This window comes from Sphingobium sp. FG125, from assembly GCF_057809795.1.
Map to the genome: position 1 here is coordinate 215,254 of NZ_JBMDKQ010000001.1, position 24,319 is coordinate 239,572.

Sequence of the window (24,319 nt, forward strand, 5' to 3'; positions counted from 1 at the left end):
CGCTCTGTTTAGCATGGCGATCCGCGCCTATCCATGAGTCGGAGGGCTAAATCCTGTCCCGAAACGGGGCGGAAACGCGCGACTGTAGCGGGAAAGAGGGTTAACGCCTCAACCGATCCGCGCCGCAATCCGTGCGACGAGTGCCTCCAGCCCATGCGCATCATCCGAGTCGAAGCGGGCGGCAATCGGACTGTCGAGATCCAGCACGCCGATCACCGCGCCTTCGACCACCACCGGCACGACGATTTCCGACGCGCTGGCTGCATCGCAGGCGATGTGCCCCGGAAAGGCATGGACATCGGCCACCAGTTGCGTTTCGCCTGTCGCTGTGGCCGTGCCGCATACGCCGCGCCCCAGCGGAATGCGAATGCAGGCTGGCTTGCCCTGAAATGGCCCCAGCACCAGTTCGCCCCCCACCATGCGATAAAAGCCCGCCCAGTTGAGGGCAGGCAAATATTGCCAGATGAGCGCGGCGATATTGGCCATATTGGCGACCTGATCCGGCTCGTCGCGCGTCAGCGCATCGGCGGCGAAAAGCAGGTCGGCGTAGAGCGTTGCCTTGTCGGCGGTATCGGTGGGAGCAAAGTCGAACATGCGGCGGATATAGGCGCGGTGGCGGGGCAGGGCCAGAGGGCTTACTCCACCCGCACCTTCCCACGCCCCTGTTTGACGCTAGCGCGCTTCACCTTGCCTTCGACCCGGCGCTTTTGCGAGGCTTTGGTGGGTTTGGTGGGGCGGCGCTTCTTGGGGACGATGGTGGCTTCGCGGATCAGGGCGATCAGGCGGTCGCGTACATCCTGCCGGTTGAGCAATTGCGACCGCGCGCCTTCGCTGCGCAGGATCAGTATGCCGTCGCGCGTCATCCGCGATCCGGCCAGATCCGCCAGCCTGTTTTTCACGGCATCGGGCAGGCCGGGCGAGTTGGCGACGTCGAAGCGGAGCAGCACGGCGCTGTCGGTGGTGTTGACATGCTGCCCGCCCGGTCCCGATGCGCGGGTATAGCTTTCGACAATCTCTTCGCTGTCAATCGCGATGGATCGGGTGATGGCGATGGCGACCATGGCGGGATTGTATCTGTTCGACCGCGCCGGTCAAAGCCCCGCTTCATCCAGCAGAGCCTGTCCGAACCCGGCGTCGGCAAAGGTAGCGGGTAGAGGGGCTGTTGCCTCGGCGGCTGGCTTGTCGCCGCGCGGGATGCTCAGGAAGCGGCTGTGCAGCAGCATCGGCACGCCGCCTGCACCATAGACCGGATCGCCGACGATGCCAAAGCCCAGACCATGCAGCGCATGGACGCGAATCTGGTGGGTGCGACCGGTCTGCGGCGTGAAGGCGATCAGCGCGCGGCCGTCCTTCTCCGCAACCTTGCGCCAATGGGTGACGGCGACCTTGCCCGCCTTGGCCGGGATCATGCGCCAGCCTTCGCTTGCGCTGCTGATCTTGGAGAGGGACAGTTCGATCGTGCCGCTGTCTTCGGCGGGGATGCCGTCAACGACCGCGACATAGCGTTTGGCGACCGTCCCGGCCTCGAACGCGCCGGCGAAACGCTTGTGCGCCTTGGGATTGCGGGCGAGCAACAGGCAACCGCTGGTGTCGCGGTCCAGCCGGTGGACGGGCAGCGGCCAGCGGGCAAAGCCGAAGGTCAGCGATTGCAGGTGGTTTTCCAGCGCAATCGACCCGTCGCGCGGCGCATCGACCGGCAGGCCGGCTGGCTTGTCGAGAATGATGGCCTCGCCATCGATGAAGAGGACATGGTCGGTAAGCAGGGCCAAGGGAGTGGGGTCCGATCGGGAAACAGGGCAGGGGCGCATTGACGCGCGCGTCCCGTCCTATAGGGCGTGGAGGCGATGGAGCATAGGGGGGCGATCGATAAGGAAGCGGGCGACCGGCTCGATTGGGTCGATGTCGCGCGCGGCATCGGCATCGTCGCCGTCGTGATCGGTCATGTGTGGACGCGCGGGCCGGTGCGCGATGCGCTCTACGGCTTTCACATGCCGCTATTTTTCCTGCTGTCGGGGATGTTGTCGCGACCGCAGCCGGTGGGGCGTTTCACCCGCCGCCAACTGGTCAGCCAGATGCGGCCCTATGCCATCTTCCTGACGCTGCTGATCATCGCGGACCAGATTATCGAGCCGATGAAGGGCGGCCGGCCGATTTTTCACCAATGGCCAAATGATCTGCTACCGATCCTGCTCGGCGGCTTCTGGCTGCGCGGGCCTTATACGATTTTCTGGTTCGTCCCCTGTCTTATGGTCGCGCGCATCCTGTTCAATGTTGCGCTGTGTCGCTGGCCCAATCTGCTGGATCGGCGCTGGGCGCTGTTGCTGGTTCCGGTGACGGGGGCGGCCTATGCGTTGGGCTGTATGACGCAGGCGTCGCCGCTGGGCTTGCTTGCCGTGCCGATGGCGTTCGTGTTGCTCTGGATCGGCGCGGCATGGGCGCGGGTCGGCTGGCACATGCGCCTGATCGGACCGCTGGCGCTGCTGTCGGTGGCGGGTCTGGCGGGGTGGTTTGCAACGCTCAACATGAAGGTCGCCGATTATGGCTGGCCGCTATTGTCGATCGGGTCGGCGATCGCGACATCGCTGATCATCGTCGCCATCGCCCGCCGGATCGCGGGGCGCGTCGCACCGCTGGCGTCGCTAGGCCGCGCGTCGCTGGTGGTCATGTATCTGCACGTTGCCTTCATCCACTATCTCTCGCCCTATTTGGGCAAGATGTGGTTGCTGGCGATTGCGCTGGTCGTGCCATATATGTTGTGGCGGCTTATCGGCACCTGTCCACCGGCAAAGCGTATTCTGCTATAGTTGGTGGCAGATCGCCCCTCATCCGTTCGTTTCGAGCCCTTCGACTGCCTGCAAGGCAGGCGCTCAGGACAGGCCAAGGTCGAGAAACAAGACGCTGCGCCACCGTTTCTCGACTTCGCTCGAAACGAACGGAGGTTGGTATTTCGACCTAAATCGTCATCAGATGTCCTGCGCGATCCGCCCGTAAAGGTCGGGCCGCCGATCGCGGAAGAAGCCCATGCCCGCGCGGTGGGTCCGCGCCTGTGCCAGATCGAGCGTCGCCACCAGCGCGCCTAAATCCTTGGCGTCGGCTTCGGCGGCAAAATCGCCCCACTGGTCGCTGATGAAGCTATGGCCGTAGAAAGACTGGCCATCCTCCTCACCGATGCGGTTGGCGGCGATCACGGGCATACAGTTGGACACGGCATGGCCGATCATCGCCCGCCGCCACATCCGGCTGGTGTCGAGGTCCGCATCATAGGGTTCGGAGCCGATCGCGGTCGGATAAAACAGCATTTCCGCGCCCATCAGCGCCATCACCCGCGCACATTCGGGATACCATTGGTCCCAGCAGATGCCGACGCCGATCGTGCCATATCTGGTCGGCCACACCTTGAATCCGCTATTGCCGGGACGGAAATAATATTTCTCCTCATAGCCCGGCCCGTCGGGAATATGGCTTTTGCGATAGACGCCCATAATCTCGCCCTGATCGTCGATCATCGCGAGCGAATTATAATGATGCTGCCCGTCCCGCTCGAAAAAGCTAGTCGGGATATAGACGCCCAGATCCTTGGCCAGCTTGCGCATTTCCTGCACGGCGGGATGCTCGTCGACCGGCTGCGCCCGCGCGAACAAAGCCTCATCCTCGACCCGGCAGAAATAGGGCCCCTCGAACAATTCGGGCGGCAGGATGATCTTTGCCCCGCGCGCGGCGGCCTTAGCCACATGGGTCGCGACGCGGGCGATATTCTCGCCCATGTCGTCGGTGAAAGCGAGCTGGAGCGCGGCAACGGTTACTTTGGTCATATCGTCTGCTTCTCCGTTCGCCCTGAGCCTGTCGAAGGGCTCTACCGAGCGATAGCGAGGTGCCTTCGCTTGCGCTCAGGCGCGGGCTTCGACTTCGCTCAGCCCGAACGGTAGATGTTAAACACTTGGCATTTGCTGGCTGCAACAGTGGAAGCTGCCGCCGCCCGACAATATGGCATCGCTGCGCAGGCCGACAATATCCCGCCCCGGAAAGAAAGGCGCGAGCGTATCGAGCGCCGCCTGATCATTGGGCTGGCCATAGATCGGCACGATGACGGCGGCGTTGCCGATGTAGAAATTCATGTAGCTGGCCGGGATCGGCTCTCCATCCACGATCACCAGGCCGGGCGAGGGGATGTCCACCACCTCCACGCCATGCGCTTTGGCCCGCGCCCGTGCATCGGCGTAGATCGCTGTGTTGGGATCATCATCGGTCGTTGCGATCGGCAGCGCCAGCAGGCCTTCGCCCACGAACCGCGCCAGATTATCGACATGGCCGTCGGTATGATCGTTCAGCAACCCGTCGCCCAGCCACAACATATCGGAGAGGCCAAGGCTACCGGCCAGCAACGTTTCGATCTTCCCCCGGTCGAGGTCGGGATTGCGATTGGGGTTGAGCAGGCATTGCTCGGTGGTCACGAACAGGCCGCTACCATCGGTATCGACCGCGCCGCCCTCGAATATCCAATTCTGCGTCGATGTCGGCAGGCCGGTGGTCGCCGCCAGCCGTGCGCCGATATCCTCGTCGCCGGGCATCTGATATTTGCCGCCCCAGCCGTTAAAGCCGAAATCGACCAGCGCCCGCGCATTGCCGTCCAGCACCGCGATCGGCGCGGTGTCGCGCAGCCAGACATCGCCCAGTGCCTGCTCGACGATCGTGACGCCCGGCGCGACCAAAGCCCGCGCCGCGTCCGCATCTGCTGCATTGGCGACAACGAGCCGCACATCCTCGCCCTTGCCCCCGGCATGGAGCGCGCTGGCGAAGGCGGCGATCTGTGCCCGCGCTTCATCGAACGCGCCGGGCCATTCGGCGGGGTTGGTCGGGAAGCCGATCCAGGTCCAGTCGTGCGGCGCCCATTCGGCAGGCATACGGAAAGTCATCTGTCTGTCCTCACTCGGCAGTCGCGGCGATGCGTGATATTATGGGTCGGGGCGCTCCATAGCGTGGCGCGTCCGGTCTGGACAGGGGGAGAGCGGATCATGCGCGCACTAATCATGAGCCTCATGCTGGCGATGACGCCTGTGACGGCGCAGGCGGACGAGCTGCCCGGCTGGATCGCGGGGGCATGGGTCGAACGCAACGGTGAGAATTGGTCGGAGGAGTATTGGTCCGGCCCGCGCGGCGGCATATTGCTGGGCGCGGCGCGCACGGGAAAAGGGACGGTGCTGGAGTTTTGGGAGCAGACCCGCATCCAGATCGACCCCGACGGTAGCATCGCCTTCTACGCATCACCCAAGGGCGCGCGCGCCGCACGCTTCGCCATCGAATCGCAGAGCGCGACCGAGATTGTGTTTGCGGACGCCACCCATGATTATCCCCAGCGGATCCGCTACTGGCGCGATGGCAAGCTGCTCAAGGCCGAAATCTCGAAGATCGACGGCAGCGAAAAGCAAGGCTGGACCTACGCGCCGATGGGGGAGTGAAGTCTCCAAATTCCGTTCGTTTCGAGCGAAGTCGAGAAACGCATAGCCGGTGTTTGCGGCTTCTCGACTACGCTCGAAGCGAACGGAGGTAGAGTTAGATTACTTCCCAGCCCGATCCTTGTCGCGAATACCCCGGAACTCGTCGCCTTCGACCCAGTTGGGCCAGTCGCTGCCGGTCGCCAGATCGCGGCCCACGCTGTAATAGAGTTTCAGGTCGGCCAGCACCCCGGTCCAGTCCCAGTTGGGATCATATTCATCCTTGGGTCCGTGATAGCGGTTCTTGGTATAATCTTCCGCTGCGGCCATGCCTGCCGCCGTGCCGCCATTGACCAGATCCTCGCCGCCCTCGAAATAGAGCATCGGCAGGCCGTGCTTGGCGAAGCTGAAATGATCCGATCGGTAATAATAGCCCTTCTCCGGCGTCGGCTCCAGCGTCGCGACGCGCCCCTGCGCGCCAAGCGCCCGGTCGAGATAGGCGTCTAGCTGCGACTTGCCCTTGCCGATCACCACGACATTTTTGGCCAGCCCCGCGACCGACAGCGCATCCATATTCACGCCGCCCACAGTCTGCGCGAAGGGAAAGACGGGATTGCTGCCATAATAGGCTGATCCCAGCAGCCCCGATTCCTCCGCCGTCACCGCCAGGAACACCTGGCTGCGGTCGGTCGGCCCGGCCTTCACATTGGCCTCCGCCAGCGCCACCAGCGCCGCCGTGCCGGTCGCATTGTCGACCGCGCCGTTGCAGATGTCGTCGCCATCGGGCGCGGCCTGGCATCGGCCCAGATGGTCCCAATGCGCGCTGTAGAGGACATACTCATCCGGCCGCGTCTTGCCGGGCAGCATTGCCACGACATTTTTCGACATATGTTTGCGCAGGTCATTGTCGAACGACACCGACGCCTTGACCGCGCCCAGCGGCACGGCCTTGAAGCCCGGCTTTTTCGCAGCGGCCATTTGCGCGTTCAGGTCCAGCCCGGCGCTGGCGAACAGGGCCGCTGCCTTGTCCTTCTGGATCCAGCCGATCGCGGCGGAGAGGCCTGCATTACCGTCCGCACTGTCGGCGACATGCTGCGCCCCGGTCCAGCTCGACTGCACGACATTCCAGCCATAGGCGGCGGGCATGGTGTCATGGACGATGATCGCGGCAGCCGCGCCCTGCCGCGCGGCTTCCTCATATTTATAGGTCCAGCGGCCATAATAGGTCATCGCCCGGCCATTGAACGGCCCGGTCAGCCCCGGCGTCTCATAATCAGGATCATTGACCAGGATGATGACCGTCTTGCCCTTCACATCGACCCCGGCATAGTCGTTCCACCCCTTTTCAGGCGCGTTGATGCCATAGCCGACGAACACCACCGGGCTGTCCTTGACCGCAATTTTCGGCTGGGTGGTGCGGTAAGTGCCGACGACCATTTCGGGGCCATAAGTCGCGCTGACCGCGCTCTTGCCGCCGGTGAAGCTGAGCGGTGACACATTCTTCGCGTTGATCTCGACCAGCGGCACATCCTGAAACCAGTTGCCCTTGTTGCCGGGTTTGAGGCCCAGCTTGCCGAACTCGGCGGCCAGCAGCGCCAGCGTCTTTTCCTCGCCAGCCGATCCGGGCGCGCGGCCTTCATAGGCGTCCGACGACAATTCCTTTACCAGCCGCTTCATCGTGTCGATCGACGGTTCGACCGTAGCCGGAGCCGTGGTGGATGCCGAGGCGGGCGGTGTGTCCGCACCGTCGCTGGTGCAGGCGGCAAGTGGCAGGGCCAGGATGGCCGCAAGGGCCAGCAAAGATGTTCGCATCAGGGCATATCCCTCAAAAAAATCATTGTTATACGGTTGTGATGTCCCGTGATGCCATTGTGCGCGGGTAAGGGCAAGCAAGGGGATTGCGCCATTCTATGGCTTCGCTTAGCCCCTGAACCAACAGGAAGAATTTGGGGGCAAGGCGGGGTATGATCCGTTTCGGCAAGGCAATGATAATGGCGCTACTGGCGGCTGGAACTGCGCAGGGCGCAATCGCCCAGACGCAACCCGACGCGCTGGCCAAAGCGTTCGGCGCGCGCGAGACGGTGATTTCTGCCAGCATCTCCCCGGATGGATCGAAAATCGCGCTGGTCTCCGCCGGGCCGGGACGGAGCAGCCGTGCCTATGTGCTGGAAGCGAAAGAAGGCGCGGAACTGGTTGTCGCCGCGACGACGACTGGCAAGCCTGAATATCTGTCGCGCTGTGACTGGGTCGCTGCCACACGGCTTGCCTGCCAGATTTATGGCGAGACCCGTTATGCCGACGATGTCTATGGATTCAGTAATGTGTTTGCCGTCGATGCGTCCGGCGGCAATGCGAAGTTGCTGAGCCAGCGGCGTGGCCAGAATGCCCTATCCTACGATTTTCGTGGCGGTGACATTGTTGACCTGCTGCCCGGTCAGGACGGCGCGATCTTGATGACCCGTTCCTATGTCCCCGAAGCCAAGATCGGCAGCCTGGTCGAAAAGCGGCTCGAAGGTCTCGGCGTCGATCGGATCGACACGCGCAGCGGCAGCGGGAAGCGGATCGAGACGCCGACCAAATTGGCGATCGATTATATCTCCGATGGGATCGGCACCGTCCGGGTCATGGGACTGCAAGAAATCAAAGGAACGGGCTATTCCAAGGGAACCTACAAATTCCTCTATCGGTCCCAGGGCAAGACGGGCTGGAGCGACCTGTCCACCTATGACGTGCGCGACAATAGCGGTTTTTATCCGCTCGCCGTCGATCCGCAGAAGAACATCGCCTATGGCTTTGAAAAGACCAATGGGCGCGATGCACTGGTGTCGATCGCGCTTGATCCCGGCCTGGAAAAGACGGTCGTTTTTGCCCATCCGCAGGTCGATGTCACCGGGTTGATCCGGGTCGGGCGCGAACGGCGGGTTGTGGGAGCGAGCTACGCGCTCGAACATCGCGAAGCAGTCTATTTTGACCCCATCGCGTCGTCACTGGTCGCATCGCTGGGCAAGGCGCTGGGTGGCAAGGCCATCCATATTGGCGACATGAGCAGTGATGGGCAGAAAGTTCTGGTGTGGGCAGGCAGCGATGTCGATCCCGGCCAATATTATCTGTTTGACCGCACGGCGCGCAAATTGTCACCACTGATGCCCGATCGGCCCGAACTGGCGGATCGCCAGCTGGCGACGATGCAGTCCGTGAGTTTCAAGGCAGGCGATGGCGTTATGATCCCGGCCTATCTGACACTGCCACCTGGCAAGGAAACGGCCAAGGGTTTGCCAGCGATCGTGCTGCCCCATGGTGGCCCGGAGGCGCGCGATGAATGGGGCTTTGACTGGATGGTCCAATATTATGCCGCGCGCGGCTTTGCCGTCATCCAGCCGCAATTTCGTGGATCGGCGGGCTTTGGTGAGCAATGGCTGATGCAAAATGGCTATCGGTCCTGGCGCAAGGCGATCAACGATGTGGTCGATGCCGGGCGCTGGCTGGTGGCGCAGGGCATTGCCAATCCGGTAAAGCTGACCATCGCTGGCTGGTCCTATGGTGGCTATGCAGCGCTTCAGGCGCAGGTGATTGATCCTGACCTGTTCAAGGCGGTGGTTGCGATTGCGCCGGTTACCGACTTTGGCGATCGGCTCCGGCGCGCGCAGTTTGACAGCAGCTATCTGGTGCAGCAACAGCGGATGGGCACCGGGCCGGAAGCCGAGGAAGCGTCCCCCTCCAGCCATGCCGCGCAATTTCGCGCGCCCGTCCTGATGTTCCACGGCACGGCTGACGGCAATGTCGACATCAGTCAGGCGAAGATCATGCAGGGCAAGCTGGAAGGCGCGGGCAAGCGTAGCCGTCTCGTCATCTATGACGGGTTGGCGCACAGCCTGAACGACAGTGATGCTCGCGCGGACATGCTCCAGCAAAGCGCGGACTTCCTGCTCGCGGCGGGGAAGTAGCCACGTAAAAAAGGAGGCTGGCGCACAGTCCCGGCGCGCCAGCCTCCTGCGGCTTGCCTTAACCTTTGGTACGACCCGGAGGCTCGGCAGGCTGCAATCTCTAGACGATTTGGTCAGCCGATAACCGTCAGCCGTGCAGCTTGATCGCGGTTTCGGCGATGCGGCGGCCCTGATAGCGGGCGCCGTCCAGTTCCTCTTGCGACGGCTGGCGGCTGCCATCGCCATCTGCCAGCGTGGTCGCGCCATAGGGCGATCCGCCGCGCACCTTGTCTACGCCCATCTGCCCCTGGAAACCATAGTCCAGACCCACGATGGTCATGCCGAAATGCAGCAGGTTGGTGATGATCGAAAAGAGCGTGGTTTCCTGCCCGCCATGCTGGCTGGCGGTCGAGGTGAAGGCACCGCCGACCTTGCCATTCAATGCGCCGCGCGCCCACAGGCCACCGGCCTGATCGAGGAAGGCGGCCATCTGGCTGGACATACGGCCAAAGCGGGTGCCGGTGCCGATGACGATCGCGTCATAGTCCGCCAGTTCTGCGACGGTCGCGACAGGTGCGTCCTGATCCAGCTTGAAATCGGCGTTCTTCGCGACTTCGAGCGGCGCGGTTTCGGGTACGCGCTTGATATCGACCTGCGCGCCAGCCGCGACTGCGCCTTCGGCAACGGCCTTGGCCATCGTTTCGATATGACCATAGGAGGAATAATAAAGAACCAGAACCTTAGCCATGATGCGTCTCCTTGAAGGAAGGGAAAAGGGGGTGCCGCCCGCGCCAGGGGAGGGGGGAGTGCGCGGGCGGCGGCCGACCCGTCCGGGGGAGGGACGGGCCGGTAACTTAGATGCTGTCGACCAGGACGATTTCGGCGTCCTCGATCGCGGTGATCGTGATCGGCTGGCCGCCGATGATGGCTGCGCCATCGCGTGCCTCGAACGTCTCACCATCGATGCTGATCCGTCCCGTGGCGGGCACGAGATAGAGGTGGCGGCCGTCGGCGCTGTCATAGGTCACGCTGTCGCCCGCCCTGATCGTGCCACCCAGCAGGCGGGCGTCGGCGCGGATGCGCAGGGCTTCTGCGTCCTCGTCATAGCCGCTTGCCAGCACGACCAGCTTGCCCGACCGGTCACCGCGTGGAAACGGCTTGGCGCCCCAGCTTGGACTGCCGCCGCGTGCGCGCGGGATGACCCAGATCTGGAACAAAGTGGTGGTCTCATCCTCCAGATTATATTCCGCATGACGGATGCCGGTGCCGGCCGACATGACCTGAACATCGCCCGCCTCGGTGCGGCCCTGATTGCCCAGGCTGTCCTTGTGGGTGATCGCGCCGGTGCGGACATAGGTGATGATTTCCATGTCGGCATGGGGGTGGGGCGGAAAGCCTGAACGCGGGCCGATTTCATCGTCATTCCATACGCGGATCGCGCCCCAGTTCATGCGGTCCTCGTCATGATAATCGGCGAACGAAAAATGGTGGCGTGCGTTCAACCAGCCATGGTCGGCATGACCCAGCGACGCGAAGGGGCGGCGCTCGATACGGCTTGCGGTGTGCGTGTTCATATCCTTGCCTTTCCAAATATCGACCGGACATTCCGGCTTGCTTTCCGCTAATCTAGTCATCAGGATCGTTTCCGAAACACGCGGCATTGAAACGGATTGTTTCCCCATGCGACTACCCGATTTTGAGGCCTGGGCGATGTTTGCCGCCGTGGTCGAACATCGCAGCTTTACCGATGCCGCCAAGGCGCTGAGCGTCTCTAAAGCCACCGTGTCAAAAGCGGTGACCCGGCTGGAGGAGCATCTCGACACCAGCCTGTTCAACCGCACCAGCCGCCGTCTGGCGCTGACCGAAAGCGGCAAAAGGCTGGCCGATCATGCCTATCGGATATTGGCCGAAGGGCAGGCGGCGGAGGAAGCCGCGCGGGAAGAAACCGCTGACCTGTCCGGCGTTGTCCGGCTCGGCGCGCCGATGAGCTTTGGCCTGCAACGCATCGCTCCGCTGATCGCCCGCTTCACCCAGGAGCATCCGCTGGTCGACATCGACCTGCATCTGTCCGACGCGCATATCGACCTGATCGAGATGGGTCTGGACGCCACCATCCGTATCGCCGACATGCCCGACAGTTCGCTGCGGGCGCGTCGTCTGGCCGATGTGCATATCCATCTCGTCGCGTCGCCCGCCTATCTGGCGGCACGGGGAAGGCCGGTGCATCCATCGGATCTCAGCGGCCATGACTGTTTATGCTATTCCAACGTCACGACGCCCGACGTGTGGCGCTTTACAGGGCCGGGGCAGCAAAATGTGGTGGTGCAGGTTCGATCGCGACTGACGGTCAACAGCGGGGACGCGATGTTGCCTGCGTTGCGCGCGGGGGTCGGTATTGCCCGGTTGCCCGATTTTATCGTCGGCGAAGCGCTGGCCAGTGGCGAACTGGAAGAGGTGTTGGTGGACTGGCGCGCGCCGCCCTTTGGCCTCCACCTTGTGACGCCGCCATCGCGGCTGCGCCCCGCCCGCGTCGATGCGCTGCTGGATTTCATCACCCGGCATCATGGGTGTTGAAAGCTCGTTTCGCAGGTGAATCTTTCTTGACTCGCCAGGAATCATTTCGGCCTCAACTCTTTGTAAACAGATTCGTTTTTAGGCGACTCGTGGATTTCTGCGGGTTAGCGAAAAATTAACCTTTGTCCTTCAGAAGTTTTTTGGTTAATGAATTGATGCGGACGCCGTTCTGGTGGGGTGAACGGACCTGCGACACAAAGGGGCTTCACATGCGCGTGCTGCTGATTGAGGATGAACCGACCACCGCCAAGGCGATTGAGCTGATGCTCACGACCGAAGGTTTCAATGTCTATACGACCGACCTGGGCGAGGAAGGTCTCGATCTCGGCAAGCTGTATGATTACGACATCATCTGCCTGGATCTCAACCTGCCTGACATGCACGGTTACGACGTGCTGAAAAAGCTCCGCGCTGCCAAGGTGCAGACCCCGGTGCTGATCCTGTCGGGCATAGCCGAGATGGATAGCAAGGTCCGCTCCTTCGGCTTTGGCGCCGATGATTATGTGACCAAGCCCTTCCATCGCGAAGAGCTGATCGCCCGTATCCATGCCGTGGTGCGCCGGTCCAAGGGCCATTCGCAATCGGTCATCCGCACCGGCAAGCTGGCGGTCAATCTGGACGCCAAGACGGTGGAAGTGGACGGCAATCGCGTCCACCTGACCGGCAAGGAATATGCCATGCTGGAGCTGCTGTCGCTCCGCAAAGGCACGACCCTGACCAAGGAAATGTTCCTCAACCATCTCTATGGCGGGATGGACGAGCCGGAACTCAAGATCATCGACGTGTTCATCTGCAAGCTGCGCAAGAAACTGGCGCTGGCGTGCAGCGGGGACAATTATATCGAAACCGTCTGGGGCCGCGGCTATGTGCTGCGCGACCCGGAAGAGGCGCTGGAAGAACAGGCCAAGGTCGCCTGACGCTTCGCGTCACACGCGCTTACCAGGGGGTGGAAAGGCCGATGATCCGTCAGGATCGTCGGCCTTTTCCGTTGTGGCGGGCCAAGGGCTGGCATAGGATAATGTTCGACAAGGATACAAATCTCCAGGAGAGACCATGACGACCCGCCATCTGATCGACCCGGAAATCGCGCCGGTGCTGGATATGCTGCCGGAACTGCAACTGAGCCACGAAGCGCTCCCGGCCATTCGAGCGAGCACCGCATCGCCGGTGGATTATCCGGGTCCGGTGGCTGTCCCCGACATCCGCATCATCCCCGCCCGTGTCGGCGCGCCCGATGTGCAACTCCATCTCTTCAATGCCGATCCTGCCCGGCCGGGTCGTCCCGCCATCCTGCATATCCATGGCGGTGGCATGATATTTGGATCGGCGGAGATGGCCAGTCGCTCGATCGGGCCGATGGCAGAGGCGATGGGCTTCGTCGCCGCCTCGGTCGATTATCGGCTGGCGCCCGAAACCGCGTTTCCGGGGCCGCAGGAGGATTGTTATGCCGCGCTCGACTGGCTGGTGGCACAGGCCGATACGCTGGGCATCGACCCGCAACGGATTGTGGTGATGGGTGAAAGCGCAGGCGGCGGACTGGCGGCGGCGCTGGCGTTGATGGCGCGGGACCGGGGCGACATCGCGCTGGCGGGGCAGATTCTCATCTATCCCATGCTCGACCATCGCACAGGCGGGCCGGACTGCCGCTGGCAATCGGCCAGCACGGGCGAATTCATCTGGACGCGCGCCTCCAACCAGTTTGGCTGGGGCGCATTGCGTGGCGACTATCGCTGTGACGACGCGCGCAAGGGGTGGTTCTCGCCCGCTCTGGCGGACGATCTGGCGGGCCTGCCGCCGACCTATGTGGCAGTGGGTGCGCTCGATCTGTTCCTGGACGAGGATCTGGATTTTGTGCGGCGGCTGGCCGGGGCAGGGGTGCCGGTGGAATGTCATGTTTATCCGGGCGCTATCCACGCCTTTGACATGATGGCGACCGCGCGGGTCGCGCAACGCGCCCAGCGTGATTTGTCCAATGCGATCGGGCGGATGCTTGTCCTCGACTGATGCAAAACGGGCCGACGATCCGGTCTGGATCGTCGGCCCGGTCAGGCGGCGGGGCGGGATGCGGTGGCTTGGAACGTGGCCGCCGCCCCCTTTTCCCCTGCGGGGTCAATCTTCCGCCTGACTTTCGGGAGCGGCACCGGTCGAACCGGCACCTTGTCCACCCCCAGAAACCTGGCCGCTGGCGTCGATCGATGCTGCGCCGTTCACAGCACCAGCGGCGCTGCCTACGGCCGATCCAGCCCGGTCCTTCGTTGCACTGACGGCGCCGCTTGCCCGATCCCGTACTGCGCCGACGCCGCTATCGGCCCGGTCACGCACATTGCCGACGGCATTGCGCGCATCGCCGGTGCCGAGCGTATCGACCGCCAGGCTGCCGCCCGCCGATCCGCTGGCCGAACCTGAAGCGCTGCCGCTGCGGCTCTTGTCCCTGCGGGTCAGCGAACCGCTGGCACCGCCATCGGCGCGGCCATTGCCCGATCCGCTCGCGCCGACCCGGCCATTGTCCAGGTCAATGCTGCGGTCGAGGCCAAGGCCACCGCTGCCTGACCCGCCCAGCGCGCCACCAAGGCTGCCGACCGATCCACCGAGCAGACCGCCACCGGCGCCGCTGCCGCCCAGCAACTGGGCCGAAGCGGGAACTGCGGTCAGCGTTGCGATACAGGCCGCCACGATCATGAACTTGCTCTTCATCGCTCATCTCCTTGTTGATTGTCGATGCAATGCAGGGAGAACGGGAGGGCGATGGCGTTTCATCCCGCGTGGGCGAGAAAAAATCGTAACCGACTAAAAATCAGTCATTATTTCTGCATGTGGCACAGATGATACCCCGGCCGAAGCCGCGTGCCTTGCCCTTTGGCGCTTCTGCTTCAGCCCGCAGCGCGGTCAGGCTACCCCGCACCAGCAACCGCCCGGCGACCAGCGGCGCGGCAAAGCTGGTGCCGCGCACCGCGCCCTTGCCGCCATCGCTTCGCGCCGCACTCATATCCGCTCCAGGCGCGGCGAAATCGACATGGGCGGCGCGCCCAGCTTCGGGCAATAGTCGCCCGCGCCCGTCAATCCCTGTGACCGCGATCACCCCGGCATAGGATGCGGGATAGGCGGGGGGTGCGGCCGGGCCGTCATTGCCGACGGCGGCTACCACGGTGACGCCCTTGTCGCGCGCCAGTCGGATCGCGCCTGCCAGCAGCGGATTGTCCGGCCCGACCAGACTGACCGTCACGACCGGTACGCCACGCGCCGCCATCCATCCCAGCGCTCGCACGATCGCAAAGGCGCCGCCGCCAACCGGATCGTCGCCATAGACGTCCGCGACCAGCAAAGCTGCGCCCGGTGCCGCGCCGCGCACGATGCCGGTCCCGCTGATGAGCGAGGCGACCGCTGTGCCATGGGCGCTGGCCCTTGGCGCCCCACGGGCAAAGCCGCGCTGTTCGACCGGCCCGCTCAGCGCCGGATGTCGCGCCACCCCGCCGTCGATCAACCCCGCCGCGCCGCGACCGACCGTGCCACTGCTCGCCAGCCCGCCCGCTGGCGCACCACTGGCCGTTCCGCCGGGAAAATAGAGATTGTCCGCACTCGCCTGCGCCGTTGGGGCGATCCGCCGCACATCCCTGAGCGCCCGCGCCAGGCTGCGGCCGTGCGGCACTTGTAGCCGCGCGATGCTGAGGTCCAGCCCCTCCACCGCCTCGCTCTGCACGCCAAAGCCTGCCGCCCTCAGCGCGTCCAGACTGGCGGCATCCGCACCCGTCAGCAAGATCAAGCCGCGCCGCGCCGGCTCGCGCCGGTCGTCCAGCTCAACCATATCACCATGCCGCCGGAGCAGATCGCCGATCCGCGCCGCCCGCACCGCCACCAGCCGATCGGCCAGCCGTGCCGGGGAAAGGCGCTCCAGCCCGCTGCCTTCGATGGCACCTCCGACCCGGTCCAGCACCTCCGGCACGACCTGGCCTACCGGACCGCCCAGCAATTGCGCCTGCGCGCCCGGCGCGATCAGCATCAGCCCGGCGATCATCCATGGGCGGGTCAGTCTCATGTCGTTGTCACCGGTCCTTTCGGGTGCATAATGATCCATCGCACAAATATTTCCGTTTTTTCTTGGGCTGTGGGATGAAACGACCGGGCAGGCTCGTTTCATCCCCGGAACATGCGATTGGAGGCCCGATGTCGTTCGAGCATGATGTGCTGGCGATCCTGCCCAGGCTGCGGCGCTTTGCCGCCAGCCTGTCGCGCGATCGTGCCGATGGCGACGATCTGTGCCAGGCCGCGCTGGAGCGGGCGCTCAAGGCGCGCGACCAGTGGCAGCCGGGCACCCGCCTCGACAGCTGGATATATCGGATCATGCGCAACCTGTGGATCGATGAAGCCCGCGCGCGTCAGCGTGCCGCCAAAACCTTTGCTCCGGCAGAAGCGGGCGAGCATGTCGGCCATGCCGGGGACCGCGATATAGAGGCGCATGTCCATCTGTCCGACGTCGACCGGGCGATGCAGGCGCTGCCCGACGAACAGCGCGAGGCCATTGCGCTCGTGCTGGTGGAGGGGCTGTCCTACAAGGAAGCCGCCGCCGTGCTGGGCGTGCCGATGGGGACGCTGACGTCGCGGCTGGTGCGCGGGCGCGGGGCGCTCATTGAACTGATGGGGGAAGCGGCATGACCGACATTGACGAAGCCATGCTGATCGCGCTGGTCGATGGCGAACTGGACGAAGTGACCCTCCGCCGCGTGGATCGCGCCGTGGCGGACGACCCGGCGCTGGCGGAACGGCTGGCGATGCACCGCCGGTTGCGGGATCGGCTGGCGGGCCATTACGCGCCGATCGCGCAGGAGCCGGTGCCGGGGGCGATGCGTGCGGTGCTGGAGGAGAGTGCGAAGGTGGTGCCGCTGATCCGCTCGACGCCGCGCTGGCGCGGTTGGGCTGTGGGCGGGGCAATCGCCGCCAGTCTGGTCCTGGGCCTCAGCATTGGTCGCCTGACCGGCGGAGAGGGCGGGCCGATCAGCCTGCACGATGGCGTGATGGTCGCGCAAGGGGAGTTGGCGCAGGCGCTCGACACCCAGTTGGCGTCGGCGCAGGGCGACGCGGCGATCCGTATCGGCCTGACCTTTCAGCGCAAGGGCGGCGGCTGGTGCCGCAGCTTCGACGGCGCGGTCGCAGGCGTCGCCTGCCGCGATGGCGATCGCTGGCAGGTGCAGCAGGCGCTGCCGGGGGCTGGACAGGAGGGTGCCTATCGTCAGGCTTCGTCCGCCGACGCGCGGGTCATGGCGACGGTTGACGCACTGATTGAGGGGGAGCCTATGGATGCAGCGGGGGAGGCGGCGGCGCGAGGGAAGGGGTGGCGTTAAGAACCATAACCCGTTCGCCCTGAGCCTGTCGAAGGGCTGTACTTCTTCAGAAAAAGGACAAGGCTTCGACAAGCTCAGCCCGAACGGAGTTTCAGTTCGCCCTGTTTAGACATGCGCCACCGCATGGCCTGCGCAACAGGCTGCGCGGCTCGCTTCCACATAGTCCGCATCATGCCACCAGATATGCTGGTGCGCGTCGGCCAGCATCGGCAGCACCGGGGTCACGTCCGCCTGCGGTTTCGCGCTCACGAACGGGGCCATCAGTGCGTCAGGCGTATGGACCATGCCGTTCGCCACCACCTGCCGGACATTGGCGACGGCGCTGACATCCTGTAAGGGATCGCCGTCCACCAAAATCAGGTCGGCGAGCATTCCGCGCGCGATCCGGCCGATTGGTTCGTTCAGAAATTCGCCCGACCAGCGCGTCGTCATCATCAGGGCGTCGAGCGGGGACACGCCGAACTTGACCATGCCGCGCAGGTTGAGGTGCAGGCTGATCGCGGTCAGGTCTATGGGGGCGTCGGTGCCGGACAAAGGGTGCCATCCTGCCGCCAGCATCTGCTTGATCTGCGCGACCTGCCGCTCCAGCGACGCCAGCATCACCGGGCCGCCTTCGCCCGACATCGCTTTCACCCGTCCGGTCAGCTTGGCGAATTCCCACGACGGATAGAGGGTCGTGATCCGTGGGTCGCGGGTGAAGCTGTCATCCAGCCCCAGCAGCGCGGTGGCGGCGAACAGGGTTGGCGTCCGCCCGGCCTTGGCGGCTGAGAACAGGTCATTGACGTCATGATAGCCGCCGCCCAGCGCGGTGACCGTGCGCGAATAGCCGTAGCGGTTGGTCGCGCCGGTATGTTCCATGCAATCCATGCCGCTATGGAGCGCGGGATAATGATAATGGGACGACAGGTGCATCCCCATGCGGTGGGAGGCGTCGACCACTTCCTTTTGCGTATCGTGGCGCAGGCGGACATAGGTTTTGACCATGTCATAATCGAGCAGTCGCGCCCGCTCCAGTTCCAGGGCCATCTGCCCCGGCTCGGTCACCGGACGCATGAAATTATAGAAGATGCGCCCGCCGTCTATGGCTTCGCCGGTGGCATAATGGCGCGCGGCGATGCGCTTGCCGCTCTGGATCGCCTCGCGATCCTCCACCATATGATAGGCGGGGCATCCGGGCGATCGGGTCGCGGTGATGCCCATAGCCAGCCACAGCCGCCCCATCCGGTCGCCATAGCCATAGCCCGCCATCTGCCGGTGGGTGTGCATGTCGATGAGGCCGGGCATCAGCGTCAGGTCCGGCGCGTCGATGAAGCGGGCGTTGGCGTCGGACGGCGCGTTTCCACCGTGCGGCGCGACCGCGGTGATGACATTTCCGTCGATCACGACGTCCACGCCGCTCTTGTAGGTCGGGGACAGGGCGTCCCAGACCCGGCCAGCCCTGATGACGGTGCGACCCGAAGGCTTGGCATTGGCCCATGTCAGGCGGCACGGCACCGTCTGCGGTTTCCCGCCGGCGACCGGCACGAGCCGCAATTTGCCGCCGCTCAGGTACAGGAGCGTGCGCGAATCCCCGCTCCAGCTTGGTGCGTCGGCCAGGTCCGTGCTGACCTGCCGTGGCGCTCCGGTGAAGCTGCCATCGGGCGCGACCGGCGCTACCCATAGGGTGCTGGCGAATATGAACGCCATCGCCTTGCCATCGGGCGACCAGACCGGCCCGTCATGGCCGCGAGTCCCCAGCGACTTGCCATCGAACACCGGGCGGTACGTGCCTTTGCCTGTGGCCAGATCGACCGACAAGATTTGGCTCGATCCCTCGCGATAGCGGCCCGTCACCGGCTTGAACGCGGCATAGGCGATGGTCTGGCCATCCGGGCCGAAACTGGGCCGCCCCGGTTCCCAGATCGCATCGAAGCGCTTGCGCACGGTGCCGGTCGCGACATCGACGGTGTGGAGCGCGCCCTCCTGATCCAGAAAGGCGATCAGCGTCCCGTCCTGCGACCAGCTGCCCCAGGCGACGGCCTTGTCAGGGATGTTGGTGAGTTGGCGTTCCTTGCCCGTGCTGACGTCATGCAGCCACAGGTCGAGCGTCCCGCCCCGGTCGCAGCTATAGGCGATGGTGCGGCCATCGGGCGACCAGGCCGGGTCGCATTTGTGGAACGCATCGCCCACGATGATCCGGGGCGCGCCGCCGACGGGCATCAGATAAAGGTCGTTGAGCGCGGCAAAGACGATCTGCTTGCCATCGGGCGAGAGCATGGGCGCGGCGATGCCGACGACGGGCTTTGGCGTGGTGGATGTGAAATCGCGCGCCTTTTTGGTATAATCCGGCGTCGTTACCGGCACTTGCGTCTTGAACGGCACGACAGTCGCCTCGCCATCGCGCCACCGGCGCAGCTTGCCGCCGGAGCCATAGAGGATCGCGCCGTCGGCGGTGAAAGCGGGGCGGAAGGGATAGAGATCCTCCCCCGCAACGACATCCTTGCCATCCACCACCAGCGTCACCGATCCGGGCTGGACGCGGGTATAGGCGATGCGACCGTCCGGCGCGAAAGCCGGGGCCATGATCGCCGACGGGTTGAAGCGGTCTGGGGAGGGCGGCACCGATGCGACGTCGCTGACCGCGCCTGTAGCAATGTCAATCGCGACCAGCTTCGTGCCGCCCGCGACATAGGCGATGCGCTGGCCGTCCGGCGACCAGCAGGGTTCGCTGTCATTGGTCGTGCCTTTGGACAGCGGCGTCACCCGCCCTGACGCCACGTCCAGCAGATAGATGGCATAGCGCCCGTCCGCCCGGTCGCTGGAAAAGGCGATGCTTTTGCCATCGGGCGACCAGCGCGGTTCGCGATCGTCGAGCAGCCCGTCCGTATGCTGGCGCATGTCGCCGCCATCGGCTGCGACCGACCAGATGTGGAAATGGCCGCTGCGATAGGATTGGAAGGCGATGCGCGTCCCGTCGGGCGACCAGTCGGGCTGGGCGAGATCGTCAAAATCCCCAGTCAGCCGTTTGAGCGGCCCGCCTGCGACCGGCATGGTCCATAATATGCCAAGCAGGTCGAAGGCGATCCGGCTGCCGTCGGGCGACAGGGTCAGCGCGACATTGGTGGCGTCCTCGACGCTCACCATCGTCTCCTTGCCTGCTGCCGGGGCGCTGCCCGATTGCGCCACCGACGCCGCGCTGCCCGCCGCAAACAAGCCGATCCCGCCCGTCGCGATCGCCTCGCGACGGCTGACGCCCGATCTGATCGTCATGCTTAGAACTCCAGATTCAGGCGGCCATAGTAAAAGCCGCCGCTGATGCCGTAAGGGGCATAAGTATTATAAAGGAATCCGACGAACTGGTTTACCGGCTTCAACTTGTTGGGATAGGTGTTGAGCAGATTGTTCGCGCCGACCGACAATTTGACGCCCTTGGTCAGTTTGTAACCGATTTCGAGATCGACGATGACCTTGGGCTTCAGCTTTTCATCGACAAAGTCGCGGAAGCAGACATCGCTCACGACATTGACCGCGCAGGCGGTGAACTCGGCAGTGTGGAACGCCGTTGCGTTTGCACGCTGCGTGATCTTGCCAAAGCGTGTCGCGCGCAGGTTCATGTTGAAATCATCCTTTTCCCACAGGATGTTGGCGATGAACTTGTTGCGCGGCGTGCCTTCGGTCAGATCGCCCTGCTTGGTGCGGCCGATCAGCGCGAGGCCTGATGCGGCGATCGGTCCGGGAACAGGGTCGATCTGGGTGAAGATGGTCTTGTTGAAATTTGCCGAAAGGCTGATCGTGGCGAGGCCCATATCGCCCAGCCCGGCGCGATAGGTGCCAACGATGTCGAGACCGCGTGTCCGGGTGTCGGCGGCGTTGGAGAAGAGAAGCCCACCGGCAATCCCGTAAATGCCCGCCGCTTCCAGCGCGTTGATGACGACCGGACCGCTCAATGTCTCGCTCAGCAGGATGCGATCCTTGATCTTGACCTGATAGGCATCGACCGTGATGTTGAGGTTCGGCGCGGGTGTCAGAACGATGCCGGCCGAAAAGTTGACCGACTTTTCAGGCTTGAGCGGCACCGCGCCAAGTGCCTTGGCCGCCGCGCCCTCGACCGGTAGCGCCTGCACCGGCAACAGGACGCTGACACCGTTCTGGACCACGCCGATGGTCGAGGATGACGCATAATGCTGCTGTTGCAAGGTCGGTGCGCGGAAGCCGGTGCTGGCGGTGCCACGGATGGCGAAACCGCGCATCGGTTCGATGCGGATCGACGCCTTGCCGGTATCGGTGGTGCCGAAATCGGTATAATCCTCGTGCCGCCCGGCAAGGCCGAATTCCAGCCCCTCGACGATCTTGCCTTCCACATTGGCATAGGCGCTCCAGTTGCTGCGGCTCCAACTCCCTGCACCTTCGGGAACGAATCCGGTCACGCCTTGCGCGCCGACACCGGTGCGTTGCCGCCCTGCAAGCCAGGCACCGGGCGGCGACACATATTTGCCGTCAATATAGGATTCTGGATCGCCCGCCCCGATCATGAATTTGTTTTTCTTATACTCGGCGCCCACCGCCAGCGAGAGCGGTCCGGCCAGACCGACATCGAACTCCTTGGAGAGGTCGAGATTGTTGGTCCATTCGTCGAACCGGATCTTGCCCAGATAGAAGTTGGTCGGGCTGGCCGTACCCATGGAGGGGTTGAGCGATGTCGTCTGCTTATATTTGACCTCGTCCTGCGAATAGGTGGAACTGATGTCAAACCTTACACCGCCGCCCAGTTCGCCCCGCAGGCCCAGCGCATATTGGAAATCTTCGTCATAGACATGGATGCGCGGGATATAGCCTTCCGGGTAGATTTCGATGATATTGTTGAGCGCGGCGGGGGTGCGATAGGTTAGCCAGCCTGCCGCGTGGCGTTTGGAATAGGTGCCAAAGCTATAGGCCTCCAGGCTGCCGCCTACCGGCATCATCGCGTCATAGCTGATATTGCCGCCGATGACTTCGGGCTGACCTGCCTTGCCGCGATACCGGTTCAGATTGGGATCATTATTTCGTGGGTCGCCGGTGGGATAATAAGTACCGGCGATGGGCGATCCTTTGACCAGCGTTCCGGCCTGCAACACGCCGTCTGCCGCCAGATGGATATAGCCGCCGTCCGGGCCGACCGCGAAGCCATTGTCGATCTGCCACCGGCCCTGTTCGCCGCCATTGTCCGCGGTACTGCCCAGCGTGAGCGCCGCGCCGCCCGCAGTGTCGTTTTTCAGGATGATGTTGACCACGCCTGCGATAGCGTCGGAACCATATTGCGCCGATGCGCCGTCACGCAGCACTTCGATCCGCTGGATCGCATTGCCGGGGATAAGGTCAAGGTCCGGCGGTGACTGGCCGTTCTGGACCGATCCGTTGATGAACAGGGTTGCCGAATTATGCCGCCGCTTGCCGTTGACCAGCACCAGCAACTGGTCGCCGCCCAGGCCGCGCAGCGACAGGGTGCGCACGGCCCAACTGGCCCCCGCGCCATTGTTCGACACGTTGATCGAGGGGACCAGCGTTCCGAGCAGGTCGCGGACGGACTGCTTGCCGCTCGATTCCAGATCCTTGATCCCCAACACGTCGATCGGCGCGAGGCTTTCGGCGACGGTGCGGTTGGTCGTGCGCGTGCCGGTGACGATGATCGGCGTTGAATCCTCGATCGGTTCGGGGGCAGGCGCTAGCGCTGCCGGGGCGACGCTGCCCGCGACGCTCGCCTGCGCGAACTGGAGCGAGAGAGGGCTGCGTCGCGCGACGCTGCGGTTGGCGGGGGCGGCCAGCGCGATGACGCCGACACCGGCCTGTTCCATCTTCAGGTCCGTACCCGCCAGCAGCCGCGCCAGCGCGTCCTGGGTTGACAGCCAGCCCAGAATCCGGCGGCTGCGGATCGCCGCCACCTCATCATAAGGGAACAGGATGCGCACGCCCGACTGGGTCGAAAGCTGGCGCAGCGCGCCGCTGAGCGGCTGGACGTGAATGTCGAACTTGTGGCGCTGGCTCAGCGCCAAATCCTGTTTTGCAGCTGCGAAGGCTTGGGAAGAAGGTACAAGGCAAGACGCCAGGCAAAGCCCGGTTAACGCATGAATAGCACGCATGATATGTTCCCCTGGATGGCAGCATTTGGGCCGCTCTGTCCCCTTGAAACGAAGCAAAGGTGCCAATCCGCTATGCTTTTCCCTGGGTCACAACCATGGAATGTTTCTCAACAGCTTATGACTGATGCAGGCGCTATTTGGCGATGCTGCAACGCAAAAGATTATAGCAGGCCAACTCAGTCGTTGGTCTGGAGAAACCAGCGCTCCGTGCCTTGCAGGCCAATCGCGGTCAGTCGCCCGGAATAATAGGCGCCCGTGTCTATGCCGATCCGGTTAGGCTGCAAATCGACATCATCCGTGATGCTGTGGCCATGCACGATCATCTTGGGATGCGCGCCACCATGATCCAGAAATTCGCGCCTGATCCAGCGCAGGTCCGCGCCGTTTTGCGCCTCGATCGGCACCCCCGGCCTGATCCCGGCATGGACGAACAGATAATCGTCCATTTCGACCTGATCGGGCAGGGCGTCGAGAAAGTCGACATGCTCGCGCGGCACATGGTTCAGCATCCATGTCGCAATCTCTTCATCGGTCATGACATGAAACAAGATCGGGTCCAGTCCGTAACTGGCCAGCGTGGCGGCGCCCTCCATCCGGCGAAAGACCGGCACCGCCCGCACTTCGCCCCGTGCCGCCAGAACGAAAATTTCCTCATGATTGCCCTTCAGGCAGCGCACATCGCCGCCCGACGCGACCATGGCCATCACCCGGTCGATCACCTGCCGCGAGGATGGACCGCGATCGACCAGATCGCCCAGCAGGACGATGTGCGGGGGCATGGCGCCCCGCTCGGCATCATCGCGTGCGATCAATATCAGCAGGGCGTCGAGCAGGTTGGCGCGGCCATGCACATCGCCAATCGCATAGACGCGGCGGTCGCCCACGCTCGGCGGGGGCGATGCCTCAGTCGGCGTCCCGCGCGCCAGCCCTGTCGCTAGCCATGTCCGCAACCATTTCAT

At 64.0% G+C, this 24,319-nt stretch carries 21 protein-coding genes; 8 read left to right on the forward strand and 13 right to left on the reverse strand.

The window, feature by feature from the left end; all coding sequences use genetic code 11:
- Window positions 1-108: 108 nt before the first annotated feature.
- From ACODSR_RS01160 to ACODSR_RS01170, 3 genes are read right to left on the reverse strand one after another with little or no spacing between them, the layout of a single operon-like run.
- On the reverse strand, window positions 109-594 hold the full coding sequence (locus ACODSR_RS01160; protein WP_489072925.1) for a GAF domain-containing protein: 486 nt from the start codon (window positions 592-594) through the stop codon (window positions 109-111).
- Window positions 595-635: 41 nt separating this feature from the next.
- Window positions 636-1,061 carry an alternative ribosome rescue aminoacyl-tRNA hydrolase ArfB gene (gene arfB, locus ACODSR_RS01165; protein WP_489072927.1) on the reverse strand — a complete coding sequence of 142 codons (426 nt, stop codon included), beginning with the start codon at window positions 1,059-1,061 and terminating at the stop codon, window positions 636-638.
- Between the two features lie 30 nt (window positions 1,062-1,091).
- Complete coding sequence (locus tag ACODSR_RS01170; protein ID WP_489072929.1) at window positions 1,092-1,769, reverse strand: RluA family pseudouridine synthase; 678 nt, start codon at window positions 1,767-1,769, stop codon at window positions 1,092-1,094.
- Window positions 1,770-1,844: 75 nt separating this feature from the next.
- Here ACODSR_RS01170 and ACODSR_RS01175 point away from each other — a divergent pair, with 75 nt between their 5' ends.
- Entirely contained in the window at window positions 1,845-2,804 is a 960-nt protein-coding gene (locus ACODSR_RS01175) for an acyltransferase family protein (protein WP_489072931.1), read from the forward strand.
- Window positions 2,805-2,963: 159 nt separating this feature from the next.
- Here ACODSR_RS01175 and aguB read toward each other — a convergent pair whose 3' ends face one another.
- The gene (aguB, locus tag ACODSR_RS01180; RefSeq protein WP_489072933.1) at window positions 2,964-3,812 is read right to left on the reverse strand and encodes an N-carbamoylputrescine amidase; all 849 of its coding nucleotides are present in this window, start codon (window positions 3,810-3,812) and stop codon (window positions 2,964-2,966) included.
- Window positions 3,813-3,929: 117 nt separating this feature from the next.
- Window positions 3,930-4,913, reverse strand: a complete 984-nt coding sequence (locus ACODSR_RS01185) for an agmatine deiminase family protein (RefSeq protein ID WP_489072935.1) — start codon at window positions 4,911-4,913, stop codon at window positions 3,930-3,932.
- A 99-nt stretch (window positions 4,914-5,012) separates the two neighbouring features.
- Here ACODSR_RS01185 and ACODSR_RS01190 point away from each other — a divergent pair, with 99 nt between their 5' ends.
- Window positions 5,013-5,456, forward strand: a complete 444-nt coding sequence (locus ACODSR_RS01190) for a DUF6265 family protein (protein ID WP_489072937.1) — start codon at window positions 5,013-5,015, stop codon at window positions 5,454-5,456.
- Window positions 5,457-5,555: 99 nt separating this feature from the next.
- On the opposite strand, the gene ACODSR_RS01195 is transcribed toward ACODSR_RS01190, so the two are convergent.
- Window positions 5,556-7,244 carry a M28 family peptidase gene (locus tag ACODSR_RS01195; RefSeq protein WP_489072939.1) on the reverse strand — a complete coding sequence of 563 codons (1,689 nt, stop codon included), beginning with the start codon at window positions 7,242-7,244 and terminating at the stop codon, window positions 5,556-5,558.
- Window positions 7,245-7,417: 173 nt separating this feature from the next.
- On the opposite strand from ACODSR_RS01195, the gene ACODSR_RS01200 reads away from it, so the two are divergent.
- Complete coding sequence (locus ACODSR_RS01200) at window positions 7,418-9,376, forward strand: S9 family peptidase (protein WP_489072941.1); 1,959 nt, start codon at window positions 7,418-7,420, stop codon at window positions 9,374-9,376.
- A gap of 127 nt (window positions 9,377-9,503) precedes the next feature.
- Here the strand turns inward: ACODSR_RS01200 and wrbA are convergent, their stop codons facing one another.
- Window positions 9,504-10,103, reverse strand: coding sequence for an NAD(P)H:quinone oxidoreductase (gene wrbA / locus ACODSR_RS01205; protein ID WP_489072943.1), 600 nt, complete (start codon window positions 10,101-10,103; stop codon window positions 9,504-9,506).
- 106 nt (window positions 10,104-10,209) lie between these two features.
- Window positions 10,210-10,929: a pirin family protein gene (locus ACODSR_RS01210; protein ID WP_489072945.1), complete on the reverse strand. Its 720-nt coding sequence runs from the start codon at window positions 10,927-10,929 to the stop codon at window positions 10,210-10,212.
- Between the two features lie 106 nt (window positions 10,930-11,035).
- On the opposite strand from ACODSR_RS01210, the gene ACODSR_RS01215 reads away from it, so the two are divergent.
- From ACODSR_RS01215 to ACODSR_RS01225, 3 genes are all read left to right on the forward strand, one after another.
- Entirely contained in the window at window positions 11,036-11,929 is an 894-nt protein-coding gene (locus tag ACODSR_RS01215) for a LysR family transcriptional regulator (protein ID WP_489072947.1), read from the forward strand.
- Window positions 11,930-12,138: 209 nt separating this feature from the next.
- Window positions 12,139-12,846: a response regulator transcription factor CtrA gene (ctrA, locus tag ACODSR_RS01220; protein ID WP_037488316.1), complete on the forward strand. Its 708-nt coding sequence runs from the start codon at window positions 12,139-12,141 to the stop codon at window positions 12,844-12,846.
- Between the two features lie 136 nt (window positions 12,847-12,982).
- Window positions 12,983-13,933: an alpha/beta hydrolase gene (locus tag ACODSR_RS01225; RefSeq protein ID WP_489072949.1), complete on the forward strand. Its 951-nt coding sequence runs from the start codon at window positions 12,983-12,985 to the stop codon at window positions 13,931-13,933.
- 105 nt (window positions 13,934-14,038) lie between these two features.
- Here the strand turns inward: ACODSR_RS01225 and ACODSR_RS01230 are convergent, their stop codons facing one another.
- Together ACODSR_RS01230 and ACODSR_RS01235 are read right to left on the reverse strand one after the other, a co-directional pair.
- Complete coding sequence (locus ACODSR_RS01230; RefSeq protein ID WP_489072951.1) at window positions 14,039-14,623, reverse strand: hypothetical protein; 585 nt, start codon at window positions 14,621-14,623, stop codon at window positions 14,039-14,041.
- Between the two features lie 100 nt (window positions 14,624-14,723).
- A complete protein-coding gene (locus ACODSR_RS01235; RefSeq protein WP_489072953.1) occupies window positions 14,724-16,001 on the reverse strand; it encodes a S8 family serine peptidase in 1,278 nt (425 codons plus the stop codon).
- An 89-nt stretch (window positions 16,002-16,090) separates the two neighbouring features.
- Between ACODSR_RS01235 and ACODSR_RS01240 the strand changes: the two genes are divergently transcribed.
- Together ACODSR_RS01240 and ACODSR_RS01245 are read left to right on the forward strand one after the other, a co-directional pair.
- Window positions 16,091-16,579, forward strand: coding sequence for a sigma-70 family RNA polymerase sigma factor (locus ACODSR_RS01240; RefSeq protein WP_489072955.1), 489 nt, complete (start codon window positions 16,091-16,093; stop codon window positions 16,577-16,579).
- Window positions 16,576-17,265, forward strand: a complete 690-nt coding sequence (locus ACODSR_RS01245; RefSeq protein WP_489072956.1) for an anti-sigma factor family protein — start codon at window positions 16,576-16,578, stop codon at window positions 17,263-17,265. The genes ACODSR_RS01240 and ACODSR_RS01245 overlap by 4 nt, the downstream gene beginning before the upstream one ends.
- A 105-nt stretch (window positions 17,266-17,370) precedes the next feature.
- Here ACODSR_RS01245 and ACODSR_RS01250 read toward each other — a convergent pair whose 3' ends face one another.
- From ACODSR_RS01250 to ACODSR_RS01260, 3 genes are all read right to left on the reverse strand, one after another.
- A complete protein-coding gene (locus tag ACODSR_RS01250; protein ID WP_489072957.1) occupies window positions 17,371-20,514 on the reverse strand; it encodes an amidohydrolase family protein in 3,144 nt (1,047 codons plus the stop codon).
- Window positions 20,515-20,516: 2 nt separating this feature from the next.
- The gene (locus ACODSR_RS01255; RefSeq protein WP_489072959.1) at window positions 20,517-23,273 is read right to left on the reverse strand and encodes a TonB-dependent receptor plug domain-containing protein; all 2,757 of its coding nucleotides are present in this window, start codon (window positions 23,271-23,273) and stop codon (window positions 20,517-20,519) included.
- A 263-nt stretch (window positions 23,274-23,536) separates the two neighbouring features.
- A complete protein-coding gene (locus ACODSR_RS01260) occupies window positions 23,537-24,319 on the reverse strand; it encodes a metallophosphoesterase (protein ID WP_489072961.1) in 783 nt (260 codons plus the stop codon).

Excerpts from the sequence above, each read along its gene's own strand:
- ACODSR_RS01225 (WP_489072949.1), top strand. The coding sequence starts at position 12,983 with ATGACGACCCGCCATCTGATCGACCCGGAAATCGCGCCGGTGCTGGAT.
- ACODSR_RS01185 (WP_489072935.1), bottom strand. The coding sequence starts at position 4,913 with ATGACTTTCCGTATGCCTGCCGAATGGGCGCCGCACGACTGGACCTGG.
- ACODSR_RS01190 (WP_489072937.1), top strand. The coding sequence starts at position 5,013 with ATGCGCGCACTAATCATGAGCCTCATGCTGGCGATGACGCCTGTGACG.
- ACODSR_RS01245 (WP_489072956.1), top strand. The coding sequence starts at position 16,576 with ATGACCGACATTGACGAAGCCATGCTGATCGCGCTGGTCGATGGCGAA.
- aguB (WP_489072933.1), bottom strand. The coding sequence starts at position 3,812 with ATGACCAAAGTAACCGTTGCCGCGCTCCAGCTCGCTTTCACCGACGAC.
- ACODSR_RS01250 (WP_489072957.1), bottom strand. The coding sequence starts at position 20,514 with ATGACGATCAGATCGGGCGTCAGCCGTCGCGAGGCGATCGCGACGGGC.
- wrbA (WP_489072943.1), bottom strand. The coding sequence starts at position 10,103 with ATGGCTAAGGTTCTGGTTCTTTATTATTCCTCCTATGGTCATATCGAA.
- ACODSR_RS01215 (WP_489072947.1), top strand. The coding sequence starts at position 11,036 with ATGCGACTACCCGATTTTGAGGCCTGGGCGATGTTTGCCGCCGTGGTC.
- ACODSR_RS01235 (WP_489072953.1), bottom strand. The coding sequence starts at position 16,001 with ATGGATCATTATGCACCCGAAAGGACCGGTGACAACGACATGAGACTG.
- ACODSR_RS01175 (WP_489072931.1), top strand. The coding sequence starts at position 1,845 with ATGGAGCATAGGGGGGCGATCGATAAGGAAGCGGGCGACCGGCTCGAT.
- ACODSR_RS01230 (WP_489072951.1), bottom strand. The coding sequence starts at position 14,623 with ATGAAGAGCAAGTTCATGATCGTGGCGGCCTGTATCGCAACGCTGACC.
- ACODSR_RS01200 (WP_489072941.1), top strand. The coding sequence starts at position 7,418 with ATGATAATGGCGCTACTGGCGGCTGGAACTGCGCAGGGCGCAATCGCC.
- ACODSR_RS01195 (WP_489072939.1), bottom strand. The coding sequence starts at position 7,244 with ATGCGAACATCTTTGCTGGCCCTTGCGGCCATCCTGGCCCTGCCACTT.
- arfB (WP_489072927.1), bottom strand. The coding sequence starts at position 1,061 with ATGGTCGCCATCGCCATCACCCGATCCATCGCGATTGACAGCGAAGAG.
- ACODSR_RS01210 (WP_489072945.1), bottom strand. The coding sequence starts at position 10,929 with ATGAACACGCACACCGCAAGCCGTATCGAGCGCCGCCCCTTCGCGTCG.
- ACODSR_RS01160 (WP_489072925.1), bottom strand. The coding sequence starts at position 594 with ATGTTCGACTTTGCTCCCACCGATACCGCCGACAAGGCAACGCTCTAC.
- ACODSR_RS01240 (WP_489072955.1), top strand. The coding sequence starts at position 16,091 with ATGTCGTTCGAGCATGATGTGCTGGCGATCCTGCCCAGGCTGCGGCGC.
- ctrA (WP_037488316.1), top strand. The coding sequence starts at position 12,139 with ATGCGCGTGCTGCTGATTGAGGATGAACCGACCACCGCCAAGGCGATT.
- ACODSR_RS01260 (WP_489072961.1), bottom strand. The coding sequence starts at position 24,319 with ATGAAATGGTTGCGGACATGGCTAGCGACAGGGCTGGCGCGCGGGACG.